Source organism: Mesobacillus sp. AQ2 (assembly GCF_030122805.1).
Classification (GTDB): Bacteria; Bacillota; Bacilli; order Bacillales; family Cytobacillaceae; genus Mesobacillus; species Mesobacillus oceanisediminis_A.
In genome coordinates this window covers 2,610,958-2,624,534 of record NZ_CP126080.1, presented here as the reverse complement: position 1 = coordinate 2,624,534, position 13,577 = coordinate 2,610,958, and the positions used below count along the sequence as shown (strand labels likewise).

The 13,577-nt window shown below is 43.1% G+C and carries 12 protein-coding genes; all 12 read left to right on the top strand.

Translation table 11 applies throughout. The features are described 5' to 3' along the window. Positions 1-713: 713 nt before the first annotated feature. The 12 genes from QNH36_RS13115 (at position 714) to QNH36_RS13060 (ending at position 13,573) form a co-directional block, all read left to right on the top strand. On the top strand, positions 714-1,343 hold the full coding sequence (locus tag QNH36_RS13115; RefSeq protein ID WP_251540266.1) for an NUDIX hydrolase: 630 nt from the start codon (positions 714-716) through the stop codon (positions 1,341-1,343). A gap of 295 nt (positions 1,344-1,638) precedes the next feature. Beyond that, positions 1,639-2,463 (top strand): M55 family metallopeptidase, encoded by an 825-nt coding sequence (locus tag QNH36_RS13110; RefSeq protein WP_144480786.1) that lies wholly within the window; start codon positions 1,639-1,641, stop codon positions 2,461-2,463. Between the two features lie 89 nt (positions 2,464-2,552). Then, complete coding sequence (locus tag QNH36_RS13105; protein ID WP_283903631.1) at positions 2,553-3,485, top strand: ABC transporter permease; 933 nt, start codon at positions 2,553-2,555, stop codon at positions 3,483-3,485. Then, a complete protein-coding gene (locus QNH36_RS13100) occupies positions 3,485-4,438 on the top strand; it encodes an ABC transporter permease (protein ID WP_283905416.1) in 954 nt (317 codons plus the stop codon). Before QNH36_RS13105 ends, QNH36_RS13100 begins: the two co-directional genes overlap by 1 nt. Before the next feature lie 5 nt (positions 4,439-4,443). Beyond that, the gene (locus tag QNH36_RS13095) at positions 4,444-5,439 is read left to right on the top strand and encodes an ABC transporter ATP-binding protein (RefSeq protein WP_144480791.1); all 996 of its coding nucleotides are present in this window, start codon (positions 4,444-4,446) and stop codon (positions 5,437-5,439) included. A 77-nt stretch (positions 5,440-5,516) separates the two neighbouring features. After that, a complete protein-coding gene (locus QNH36_RS13090; protein ID WP_144480901.1) occupies positions 5,517-7,121 on the top strand; it encodes a peptide ABC transporter substrate-binding protein in 1,605 nt (534 codons plus the stop codon). 475 nt (positions 7,122-7,596) lie between these two features. Continuing rightward, complete coding sequence (locus QNH36_RS13085) at positions 7,597-8,517, top strand: S66 peptidase family protein (protein ID WP_283903629.1); 921 nt, start codon at positions 7,597-7,599, stop codon at positions 8,515-8,517. Between the two features lie 19 nt (positions 8,518-8,536). Then, complete coding sequence (locus QNH36_RS13080; protein ID WP_283903628.1) at positions 8,537-9,625, top strand: dipeptide epimerase; 1,089 nt, start codon at positions 8,537-8,539, stop codon at positions 9,623-9,625. Between the two features lie 3 nt (positions 9,626-9,628). Then, positions 9,629-10,558 (top strand): C40 family peptidase, encoded by a 930-nt coding sequence (locus tag QNH36_RS13075; RefSeq protein WP_144480797.1) that lies wholly within the window; start codon positions 9,629-9,631, stop codon positions 10,556-10,558. Positions 10,559-10,560: 2 nt separating this feature from the next. Continuing rightward, positions 10,561-11,571 carry an ABC transporter ATP-binding protein gene (locus QNH36_RS13070; protein WP_283905415.1) on the top strand — a complete coding sequence of 337 codons (1,011 nt, stop codon included), beginning with the start codon at positions 10,561-10,563 and terminating at the stop codon, positions 11,569-11,571. 9 nt (positions 11,572-11,580) lie between these two features. After that, positions 11,581-12,387 carry a serine hydrolase gene (locus tag QNH36_RS13065; RefSeq protein WP_283903627.1) on the top strand — a complete coding sequence of 269 codons (807 nt, stop codon included), beginning with the start codon at positions 11,581-11,583 and terminating at the stop codon, positions 12,385-12,387. Between the two features lie 313 nt (positions 12,388-12,700). Continuing rightward, positions 12,701-13,573, top strand: a complete 873-nt coding sequence (locus tag QNH36_RS13060; protein ID WP_251540242.1) for a carbon-nitrogen hydrolase family protein — start codon at positions 12,701-12,703, stop codon at positions 13,571-13,573. The last annotated feature ends 4 nt before the right edge of the window (positions 13,574-13,577 follow it).

Below are 13,577 nucleotides of genomic sequence, written 5' to 3'. Positions count from 1 at the left end.
AAGTGAAGATTTGAGTTACCAATGGAGGTTATTGGTGACTTGATTTTCCAGTAAGTGGAGATTGGAGTCGCCAATGAGGGATATTGGTGACTTGATTTTCCAGTAAGTGGAGATTAGAGTCGCCAATGGAGGTTATTGGTGACTAGTTTTCCCAGTAAGTGGAGATTTGAGTTACCAATAGAGGTTATTGGTGACCTGGTTTTCCAGTAAGTGGAGATTTCGGTCACCAATGGAGGTTATTGGTGACTTGTTTTACCAGTAAATGGAGATTCGAGTTACCAATAAAGGTTATTGGTGCCCCTGTTTTTCCAGTAAGTGGAGTTTTATGTCGCCAATGGAGCTTGTTTGGAGACCTTTTTTTCCATTATGTTAAGATTAGAGTCACCAATAGATCTTATTAGTGACATGTTTATCCGGTATATAAAGATTCAAATCACCAATGAAGCTTTTTGCGCTTTATTTTCTATTAAATGATTTTATCAATGGAAACATTTTGATTAAGGATATTGGATTCGCCAATAAGGATAAATGTGTATCGGATGAAATAGTTTTAAGTGATTTTTGGCAACAACCTTGTTTACTCAGGATTTTTAAAAACTCTTCTTAGATTATTTTTACTCTGTAAAATATCAAGAGCCGTTTCCTTTATTTTCAATGGTTTTTCATAATACAATAAAGACATATACTTATACGGGGAGAGTGGATGTCCAATAATGAAAATTCAACAAATATCAGAAGCTTTATTGGGGCGTACACCCTCAATATTGGGACATGAACAATTTATGAAATTTGCTGTGCTGCTGCCGTTGGTGGAGGTCAATAATGAGGTTCATATCTTGTTTGAAGTACGGGCACTTACACTTAGAAGGCAGCCTGGCGAGGTTTGTTTTCCCGGCGGCAGGATTGAAAAGGGAGAGGAACCAAGAGTAGCTGCTGCAAGGGAAACGTCAGAGGAACTGGGTATTAAAGAGAGTGAGATCACAAATATGATTCCATTGGATTTTATGGTGTCAGCTTTTGGTACCATCATCTACCCGTTTGTTGGAACGATAAATAACCCAGAGTCAATCAAGCCGAGTGAAGCCGAGGTAGGTGAGGTCTTCACTGTTCCCCTGGCATTTTTCAAAAAGAATCAGCCGGCTACATATAAAATTAATTTCCAGGTCGAACCAGAGGATGGATTTCCGTTTGACTTGATTATCGGTGGAGAGAATTACAACTGGCAGACCAGATCAATGGATGAATATTTTTATAGGGTGAATGGCAAGGTGATCTGGGGATTGACAGCACGGGTACTGACTCATTTCCTTGAACTGATGGAACAAGAAAATATTAGAGATTAGGAGTGCCATTTCTGGCGCTCCTTTTTATTCCTGAATACCATTATCTTGAAAAAGCTGTTTCGTATTCACATGCATCATAAAATATTAATTAACTATTCAGTTTCTATCCAGATTAAATAAACTAGACACCCAAAAATTATTATTGCACAAATAGTTTTTTACCCATATTTACTTTTAGTGACAATACTCCTATTTCTTAGTAATTGCAGAAATTTATAGGAGAAAAGGTTGCGGTTGGTAGATTTATTATTTATAATTTTAAGATAATTATTTATTTATAGAAAGTTGGTTGAAAATGAAATTGTACATATCAGTGGACATGGAAGGGATCACCGGATTGGTAGACCATACCCATGTGGATTCATCTAAACATAATTACGAACGTAGCCGGAAAATCATGACCCAGGAAGCGAACTATGTGATCACTAAGGCTTTTGAAACCGGATGTGAGGAAGTCATCGTCAATGACAGCCATTCTAAAATGAATAATCTGCTGATTGAAGATCTTCACCCTGATACCCAGTTGATAACCGGTGATGTGAAGCCCTTCTCGATGGTCCAGGGATTGGATGACAGTTTTAAAGGAGCAGTGTTTGTCGGCTATCATGCCAGAGCTTCAATGAGTGGCGTAATGTCGCATTCCATGATATTTGGTGTCCGCAATATGTGGATCAACGATGTTCAAATTGGGGAACTCGGATTTAATGCATATGTAGCAGGTTATTTTGGGGTACCAGTTATCATGGTGGCTGGAGATGATGGAGCAGCAAGAGAAGCAGAAGCATTGATTCCAAATATCACCACTGCGGTTGTTAAGGAGTCAATTTCGAGATCTGCGGCAAAATCGTTAACACCTATCAAAGCTGGGGAACTTATTGCCGAGAAGACAGAACAAGCTATTAAAAACAGCGACAAAGTGAAACCGCTTACTCCGCCGGATAATCCGGTCCTGAGAATCCAATTCGCTAACTATGGGCAGGCAGAGTGGGCTAATCTGATGCCGGGAACGGAAATAGAAGTGGGAACGACCATTGTCCGTTTTCAGGCAAAGGATATTCTAGAAGCCTATCAAGCTATGCTTGTGATGACAGAGTTAGCCATGAGAACAACTTTTTCGTAAGCAGTGTTTTAGCTATCTTGATGCCTGAGCTTTCATTAAGACCGTCAAAGACATCTGCTGACATGAAGACATGATAAGGAAGTGAGTTAATGCTGCAATACATAATCAAACGGCTGGGCTCGATGGCGTTGACTTTATTGGTCATCATTACACTGACCTTTTTCTTGATGCACACTATACCTGGTTCGCCTTTTAACGAGGAGCGGGCGACAAGCGAGGCTGTACAAAAAAACCTCGAAAGTTTTTACCATTTGGATGAACCGCTTTATGTTCAATATTTCTTGTATTTAAAGTCAGTTGTTACTTTCGATTTCGGACCGTCTATTAAAAAATCCTCCCAAACCGTGAACGAAATGCTGGGCCGAGGATTTCCGGTTTCGTTTGAACTGGGAATGGTCACGCTCATTGTGGCAATCTTCTCAGGAATTCTGTTGGGAATCATCGCAGCCCTGCGGCATAACGGCATTATCGATTATCTTGCAATGACCATTGCGGTGGTCGGGATCTCCGTCCCTAACTTTGTGATGGCCACGCTTTTGATCCAGCAGCTTGCCGTGACCTGGCAAATCTTGCCCGTCGCCACTTGGACCAGCCCGAAGCATATGATCCTGCCTACATTGGCACTTGCGACCGGACCAATGGCCATCATCGCCCGTTTGACGAGGGCGAGCATGCTGGAGGTTTTGACACAGGATTATATCAGGACAGCGAAAGCAAAAGGGCTTTCCCCTGTAAAAATTGTGTTCAAACATGCGTTGAAAAATGCTTTGCTTCCGGTAGTAACCATTTTGGGATCCCTGGCGGCAAGCATTTTGACAGGTACCTTCGTAATCGAAAAAATCTTTGCGATTCCGGGCATGGGCAAGTACTTTGTCGAGAGCATCAACCAGCGTGACTATCCTGTCATTATGGGAACCACGATTTTTTACAGTACTGTGCTGATCGTGATGCTTTTCCTGGTTGACCTGGCATACGGATTCCTGGATCCGAGAATCAAACTTCATAAAAAGGAGGGGAAATGATGGCTCTGCGAAAACATCAGGAACATCAGACAAATTCGTCGATTCCCGATGACTGGTTTGTTCCTATAGAAAAGAGTGACTCAGAAGCAGAAGCTGTTGTCAGGCCCAGTCTCTCGTATTGGCAGGATGCCTGGAGAGGCCTCCTGAAAAATAAACTGGCAATGATGGGATTGTTTTGCTTATCAGGTTTGACCTTTATGGCTATTTTCGGGCCACTCATTTCACCACATACAGTCGACCATCAGGATTTAATCAACCAGAACCTCCCGCCATCCAGTGAACATTGGTTTGGTACTGATGAGCTGGGTCGCGATGTATTCACACGTACTTGGTACGGGGCACGAATATCCTTGTTCGTCGGCATCGCAGCGGCTTTGATTGATTTTGTCATTGGCGTCATCTATGGCGGTATTGCTGGCTATAAGGGCGGCAGGACAGACCATTACATGATGAGGGTCATTGAAGTACTTTATGGACTGCCGTATTTGCTGGTGGTGATTCTAATCAGCGTTGTGATGGGACCAAGCCTGGCTACGATCATATTTGCTTTGACGATAACAGGATGGATAGGAATGGCGAGGATTGTCCGCGGTCAGGTCCTGCAAATCAAGAATTATGAATACGTTTTAGCGTCTAAGACATTCGGTACAAAAGCAGGGCGGATCATCCGCAAAAATCTTCTTCCCAATACGATGGGACCGATCATCGTTCAAATCACCCTTTCCGTTCCATCGGCAATCTTTGCTGAAGCATTCCTTAGCTTCCTTGGTCTTGGAATCCAGGCACCGCTGGCGAGCTGGGGTTCAATGGCCAGCGATGCTTTGCCGGTCATATTATCGGGTGATTGGTGGAGGCTGTTTTTCCCGGCATTCTTCATCTCTTTGACGATGTTCTCGTTTAATGTGTTAGGTGATGGGCTTCAGGATGCACTTGATCCGAAGCTAAGGAGGTAAGCACCATGGAAAAAGTACTTGAAGTAAATGACCTTCATGTTTCATTCAAGACATATGGGGGCGAGGTAAAAGCCGTCCGCGGTGTCACTTTTGATTTACATAGGGGAGAAACCCTGGCTATCGTTGGAGAATCTGGATGCGGTAAAAGCGTAACTTCGCAAAGCATCATGAGACTGATCCCAGAACCGCCAGGGAAGTTTGATGGAGGGTCGATTCTTTTTAAAGGGAAAGACCTGTCAAAATTGAAAGATTCAGAAATGCGAAAAATACGCGGATCGGATATTTCGATGATTTTCCAGGATCCGATGACGGCACTGAATCCAACCTTGACGATTGGCGACCAGCTTACTGAAGGAATCCTGCAGCATATGAAGCTGACCAAAGAGCAGGCGAAAAAAGTAGCGGTTGATATGCTGTCCCTTGTCGGGATCCCCAGTCCGCATGTCCGGTTAAAACAATACCCGCATCAATTCAGTGGAGGCATGAGGCAAAGGATCGTTATCGCGATGGCGCTAGTATGTCAGCCAGAGGTTTTGATTGCGGATGAGCCTACAACCGCACTTGATGTGACCATCCAGGCGCAAATCCTGGAATTATTCAGGGATATTCAGAAAAAGACAGGCGTATCAATTATCTTGATTACCCATGATCTTGGTGTAGTGGCTCAAGTGGCTGACCGGATTGCTGTCATGTATGCCGGCAAGATCGTTGAAACAGGTACCAGAAGAGAAATCTTCTATAATCCACAGCACCCGTATACTAAAGGGTTATTGAACTCTGTACCCCGTTTGGATGTAGAAGGAGAGGAATTGATTCCAATTGGAGGTACACCGCCAGATTTGTTTTCTCCGCCTGTGGGATGCCCGTTCACAGCAAGATGCCCATATGCGATGTCAGTATGTGACAGAGTATATCCTGATCAGACCAGCCTTTCGGATAGCCATGCAGTAGATTGCTGGCTTCAGGATGAGCGTGCCCAAAAGCTGCTCGCAAACAAATAATGGTCAAACAGGCTTTTGCCTTTTGATATAAAAGAAGTTCAACTTAAGGGGGAGACAAAGTGAAAAAGATCTTAACAATGTTAATGGCAGCATTGCTTGTGTTCACGATGGCGGCATGTACCGCCAATAATGAAGCTGGCAAAGAAACAGAAAAAGACAGTGGCGAAAAAGGCGGCGAAAAGGTACTTCACCTGAATAACGGCCAGGAGCCTACATCGTTTGATCCGCCAATCGGTTTCGATTCCGCATCATGGAATTCGTTGAACAACCTGATGGAAGGCCTGACACGACTTGGCAAAGAACATCAGCCAGAAGCTGCGACGGCAGAAAAGTGGGATGTATCTGAAGATGGAAAAACATACACATTCCATATCCGTAAAGATGCAAAATGGTCTAATGGTGATGATGTAACAGCAAATGATTTCGTATTTGCCTGGAAACGTCTGCTTGATCCTGCGACTGGTTCATCTGCAGCATTCCTGGGTTATTTTATCGAAGGCGGAGAAGATTTCAACAGTGGCAAGGGGCCTGCTGAAGATGTCAAAGTAAAGGCTGTTGACGAAAAGACGTTCGAAGTTACTTTGACAAGTCCACAGGCATACTTTCTTAGTGTAATTGCTAACCCGGCTTTCTTCCCGGTGAATGAAAAAGTTGCGAAGGAAAATCCAAAATGGTTCGCAGAAGCGGAGTCATTTGTAGGCAATGGACCTTTCAATCTGGCAAGTTGGGAACATGATACGAAATTCGTCATGGAAAAGAATGACCAGTACTGGGATGCAGAAAACGTTAAACTTGACCGTGTTGAATGGGCGATTGTTGATGACACAAATACTGAATATCAAATGTATCAGGCAGGGGACCTTGACGTCTCAGACGTACCTGCTGAACTGAGCGAAAAGCTGTTTAAAGAAGGAAAGGTCCAGGTTGAAGACCAGGCAGGAGATTACTTCTACCGCTTCAACGTTACGAAGGAACCATTCCAAAACGTGAATATCCGTAAAGCGTTTGCACTTGCTGTGGACCAGCAAAAAATTGTTGATTTTGTAACAAAGAACAAAGAAGAAGCAGCTTATGGTTTTGTATCTCCAGGATTCCAAGATCCATCAGGCAAAGATTTCCGTGAAGTAAATGGAGATTTTAACAAGACAGACATTGAAGAAGCTAAAGCATTGCTAGAAAAGGGTATGGAAGAAGAAGGATATTCTGAACTTCCAGACGTTACCCTGACTTATAGCACAGACGATACTCATAAAAAGATCGCAGAGGCATTGCAGCAAATGTTCAAGGAAAATTTGGGAGTGGAAGTCAAGCTAGCGAACATGGAATGGAATGTTTTCGCAGAAGACCAGAAAGCACTGAAGCACCAGCTTTCACGAAGCTCATTCCTAGCTGACTATGCAGATCCAATCAACTTCCTGGAAAACTTCCAGACTGGACACTCCATGAACCGTACGGGCTGGGGAAATCCGAAGTATGATGAATTGATTCAAAAAGCGAAGAACGAATCTGATGAAACGAAACGTTTTGAATTAATGTACGAAGCTGAAAAGATTCTTTTTGAAGAAGCTCCAATCTTCACTGTTCATTTTTACAATCAGGTATATCTTCAAAACGAAGCTGTAACTGGTGTTGTGCGCCACCCAGTAGGATATCTGGAATTGAAGTGGGCCGATAAGAAGTAATGATTCTAAGAAAGGGGTGTTCGTCTTGGAACACCTCTTTTTAATAGTACATAAAATAGGCTCTGTTAAACAAGACTGTTGATTTTCGTTCCAGGCGCTTCGCTTTCCGCTGGAAGATATGAAAAAGACCAACTGCCGTCTTTTTCATAAGCAATTCTTCCTTGGGGCTGGCGCTGAGCCTCCTCGTCGCTTTGCTCCTGCGGGGTCTCACCTGACCAGCTAAGCCCGCGGGACATTGATAAGCTTCTTCGAACCTGCCCACGCAAGATGGAAATGCGTTAGCATTTTCGGAGGAGTCTACGCGCCTTCCACTACAATCAACAGGAGTAGAATTAGAATTTAGCTTTAACAGAGCCATTAATTAATATCCTATAACATACTATTCTTTTTTCACGGAAAGATTTTGATTTTACCATATTAATGGAATTATATATCTTATGAACTTGTCCAAAATGACTAAAGGGAGTTGATTGACATGGCAATTAAGCCCAACCGTTTGAATAAAGGTGATACTGTTGCAGTCATCGCGCCAGCAAGTCCGCCAAATAAAGAAAATTTGAAGCGAGGCTTAGCCTTTATTACTGAGCTTGGTTTGAACTATAAATTAGGTAAATCATTATACGAAGAATATGGTTATCTTGCTGGCGATGATCATGCGAGGTTGGAAGATTTACATGAAATGTTCCTTGATGACGAGGTTAATGCGATTATCTGTGCCGGAGGTGGTTATGGCACCGCACGAATCGCATCATCTATAGACTATAAACTAATTGAAAAACATCCAAAGATATTCTGGGGTTACAGCGATATCACATTTTTACACACAGCCATTCGGCAGAAGACTGGCCTCATCACATTTCATGGTCCCATGCTTGCCTCGGATATTGGCAAAGAAGGTGCCCATCCACTATCCAAAGAGACATTCCGGCAATTGTTCCAGCCAGCAGAATTGCGATATGGTCTTGATCTTTCGCAAATAGAAGAACTGGTAAGAGGTGCAGCTGAAGGCCCGTTGGTCGGCGGCAATCTATCACTCCTATCAAGTTCAATGGGGACGCCATTTGAAATTGATACAAAAGGCAAGATCCTGTTGATTGAAGACATTAATGAAGAACCGCGTGCTGTTGATAGGATGCTTAATCAGTTGTATATGGCAGGGAAATTACAGGAGGCAACCGGAATTATTTTAGGTGATTTCAATAATTGTGTTCAGGAAAGGGACCTGTCATTATCCTTGGATGAAGTCATCGAACACTACATTAAGCTCGCGGGCAGGCCTGCACTAAAGGGATTCAAAATGGGTCACTGTGCACCGCATATTGGAGTCCCGTTGGGAGCGGCTGCCAGAATGGACACCGAAACAAAACATTTATTTGTCGAGAGTGGCATTAACTAGTACCGAAGGAGACAAGGATATGATTATTGAAAAGATTGAGACATTCCGCACAGCAGTCCCTCTGAATAAGCCTTTTAAAACGGCTCTTCGTACAGTTACTGTAGCTGAAGCGACTTTTGTTAAAATCACATGTGATAATGGGATTGTTGGCTGGGGTGAGGCACCTCCGACTTTGGTGATTACTGGAGACAGTCTTTCTGGCATTGAAGCAGGAATCAATGATGTAATCCGCCCTTTCTTAATAAATCAAAATCTTCTTGGCTATGAAGCTATTTTTCAGGGGTTAAAAACAATCCTTGTCAATAACACAAGTGCGAAGGCAGCTGTAGATATGGCATTGTACGACTGCATCTCTCAAAATTGCGGTCTTCCGCTCTATCAACTTCTCGGCGGCTTCAGGAATGAAATCGAAACAGATTTTACTGTCAGCGTGAATAGTCCCGAAGAGATGGGTGACGATGCAGTTGAATACGTGAAGAATGGGTTCAATGTCCTGAAGGTTAAGGTAGGTATTGGCGAGATATCTACAGACATTGCGAGGATCAAAGAAATCCGCAACAGGGTCGGCAAAGAGATAAAAATCCGTCTTGATGCGAACCAGGGTTGGAAACCGAAGGATGCAGTCAGGGCAATTCGAAGCATGGAGGATGCGGGTCTGGACATCGAACTGGTAGAACAACCCGTAAAAGCCGAGGACCTCGACGGCCTGAAACAGGTCACAGATTCGGTTGATACATTGATCATGGCCGATGAAAGTGTATTTTCACCAAAACAGGCATTTGAAGTGATCAGAAGGAGAAGTGCAGATCTGATTAATATAAAGTTAATGAAATCAGGCGGAATTTATCAGGCTCAAATCATCAACCAATTGGCTGAAACAGCCGGGATCGAATGCATGGTAGGCAGTATGATCGAAACCAAGCTCGGTATCACGGCTGCTGCCCATTTTGCCGCCAGCAAGAAGAACATCACTCGCTTTGATTTTGATGCACCATTAATGCTTGCAAAAGAATCCATTTCAGGCGGGATAAAGTATAATGGCAGAAAAATAACACTTCCCGTACGAACAGGCCTTGGGATTGAACAAGTCTTTTTGAAGGAGGAATGATCAATGGAAAGCAATAATTTTTGGCTCGTCAATGTACCGGTAGCAACTCTTTGGACTTCCTATGATTCTTCAAGGGAAATCGATGAAGCTGCTGTATCAGGGAACGTTAATTTGGAAGAATGGCTCGAAAAACTCACGTATGAACTGAGGCTGCAATTATGTGATGATAACCTCGTTCAATCACAGGTTTTATTCGGCCAGGAAGTTTTGATCATTGATGAAAAGGATGATTGGGTCCATGTCGTTATCCCGGACCAGCCTTCAGGCAAAGACAAAAGAGGTTATCCGGGCTGGATCCCAAAAGATCAGCTGATTCAACAGTCTGATTGGTATATCAAGAAAGGCCAAGTTGCTGTGGTAACCTCCAGGAAAGCTTTGCTTTACTCAGAGCAAAATGAAAAATTGATGGAATTAAGCTATCAGACAATGCTGCCTGTCGTGGAGGATGTCGTCGACCGCATCCGCGTCAAGACGCCAACAGGAATCGGAATTTTGCGGACAGAGGATGTTGAGGTCCATCCATCTGAAAAAGAAATTCCGCAAAAGAATGGCGATGCAATCGTTGCAGCGGGCGAGCAATTCCTTGGGCTGCCATATCTGTGGGGAGGAATGAGCAGCTATGGATATGATTGCTCTGGATTCAGCTACAGTATGTGCCGGGCCAATGGTTGCATTATTCCAAGGGATGCCCATGAACAGGCAGCAGCCGGCGTGAAAATAGAAATACATGATATTTTGCCAGGTGATTTACTCTTTTTCGCATATGAGGAAGGAAAAGGACAACTTCATCATGTAGGCATCTATTATGGAGATGGGAAACTTCTTCATTCTCCCAATACAGGTAAGAACATTGAAATCATTCGGCTCGAAGGTACAATCTATGAAAAAGAACTCTGTGCAGCTAGACGCTACTGGATGAATACGGAGGCATAATGATGAAAAATGAAGTTCTATTAAGTGTCAAAGATTTAAAGAAGCATTTCACAATGGGTAAAAATGAAGTACTGAAAGCTGTAGATGGTATATCATTTGATATTTTTAAAGGTGAGACATTCGGGCTTGTTGGAGAATCAGGCTGTGGCAAATCCACTGCCGGAAGGACGATGATTGGCCTGTATGACCGTACAGATGGAGAAGTCATTTTCACCGGCAAAAATGTCCATGCATTATCTGAAAAAGAGAAATTCAAATTTCATAAGCAGATGCAAATGATTTTTCAGGATCCCTACGCATCTTTGAACCCGAGATCCACAGTCAAAGAAATCATTGCCGAACCAATGGAAGTCCATGGGTTATTTCCAAATAAGAAGGAACGTCTTGAACGCATCTATCAACTGCTCGAGGATGTTGGCCTGAATCGGGATCATGCAAATCGTTATCCCCATGAGTTCAGCGGCGGCCAGCGTCAAAGGATAGGAATAGCAAGAGCACTTGCGCTCGATCCGGATTTCATCATTGCTGATGAACCGATTTCCGCACTGGATGTATCTGTACAGGCGCAAGTAGTGAATCTGCTGAAAAGACTGCAAGCGGAAAAAGGATTGACATATTTATTCATCGCCCATGACCTTTCTATGGTAAAGCAAATAAGCAACAGGATTGGTGTCATGTATCTTGGCCACATCGTCGAGCTGACCGTAAGCAGCCAGCTGTATAATAAACCGCTTCACCCATATACCCAGGCATTATTATCGGCCATCCCAATACCTGATCCTGATATCGAAGACCAGAGAGAACGCATCATTCTTGAGGGAGAACTGCCTAGTCCGATGAATCCGCCAAGCGGTTGTGTTTTCAGGACAAGATGCAAACACGCAATGGAAATCTGCGCCCAGAAGAAACCGGTCTGGCAAGAAATCGATAAGGACCATTTTGTAGCTTGTCATCTATATAATGAAGATGTAGCCAACGATAGGAATAAGGAAATGTTAGTAAATATCAGGTAAGGGTTTGGTATGATGCACATTGAAGAATTAGAGGATCAACTAGTAAAAGAACTCGCCAGTGGGAAAGGCCAGGCGAGTTTGTTTTTAGAAATTGAAGATAGGATCATAGAGTTTAACAGTACCGAAGTTTTCCGGTCAGCGAGCCTGATAAAACTGCCGATCTTATTTGAGGCTTTGAGGCAGTTGGAGGAAGGAATTCTGCAGCCGGATAGGCTGCTAAGTGTCAGGCAAGAAGACAAAGTGGGAGATACAGGGGTCCTGCAAGCAATGAACACACAGCAGATAACCATTCATGACCTGTTGACCCTTATGATAATCGTTTCTGATAATTCAGCAACGAATTTGGTGATCGACCTGATTGGAATGGCCCCGATTAATTCGACAATTTCAAAAATCGGGATGAAAAACACGATTCTGAAGCGAAGAATGCTAGATTTCAAAGCTGCCCAAGCCGGAAACGATAATTTCACCACTTCTGCGGATATTGTACTTTGCCTGAAAGAAGCTATTGAAGGCCAATGGTTGAAGGAGCAATCAAGAGATCGATTCACTGCTTTGCTCCTTCAGCAGCAATTTAAGGAAAAACTGCCTGCTTATATGGATCAATCTTTAATGGAAATTGGAAATAAGACTGGAGAATTGACTGGTATTGAGCATGACTGTGCTTTTATCACTTATGGAGACAAAAGAGCATATGCCGCTGTCCTGATCGATGGCCTGGAAGATAATGAGACAGGAAAATCGATAATTCGGCAAGTTGGAAAGCAGATAAACAGCTATATTTCAGGAATTTCGACAGGGAACCCCAATTATTGATAGCTATTGATATTAAAAAGATATAAATTGCTAGCAGCTTGCTATTAAGCGGGGTGGGTATGAATTATTAAGTGCAAGCGGATATACAATGATTATGGTCCCGCTTGGTTTTACCAATAAAATTTTCTCGAAATGAAAAAGAACGAGGGTTCACTCTCGTTCTTTTTTTCATGAATTCTTATCTGTTCATATTAATATGGTTTTTTTAATCAAAAATATATCCAAAAAAAATAAAATGTACTATAATGATTTTCGTATTTCTGAAGTTTTGATTTCAAGATGCTATTTCTTTATTATACAGGGGGAATGATGGATGAAAATGAGGGTTTCCGCAGTCCAATACCATCTTCACACGATCAGGTCGTTTGAAGAGTTCGCTCAGCAATGTGAGCATTATGTTAAAACAGCACAGGAATATGGTTCTGAGTTTGTATTGTTTCCTGAGTTCTTCACTACTCAATTGTTATCAATCGGCAGTGAACAGGGTACAAGACTGACCATCAATGAACTCCCTGGTTTTACTGAACAATACTTAAACCTGTTCCAGAATTTCGCTTTGGAAACAGGCATGCATATCATCGGAGGAACACATGTCATCGCGCGAGAAGGAAAATTATATAATGTGGCACATATGTTTTATCCCGATGGAAGGATCGTTGAACAGGCAAAGCTCCATATCACACCAACTGAAGTGAATGAATGGAATATGAGTGCGGGAGAGGATTTCAGGGTATTTGATACAGAAAAGGGGCGAATTGCTCTTTTGACCTGCTATGATATTGAGTTCCCGGAAATTGTCAGAATGGCTAAAGCTAAAGGTGCTGATGTTATATTTGTACCTTCCTGCACGGATGACCGACATGGTTTCCACCGTGTTCGTTATACAAGCCATGCACGGGCGATCGAAAATCAAGTTTATGTAGTTTTGACCGGCACAGTCGGTGCGTTGCCGACGGTCGATTTTATGCGTGCCAACTTTGGCCAGGCGGCAGTCATCACACCAAATGATATCCCATTCCCTCCTAAAGGTCTTCAGGTAGAAGGAGAACTGAATGATGATATGGTCGTTACTGCAGACCTTGACCTCGAGCTTTTGTACGAAGTAAGGGAGCGAGGTGCTGTGACAACTTGGCGTGACCGTCGAACAGATCTTTATCCAGACTGGGAAGAAGCAGAAAAAATCTAACTCG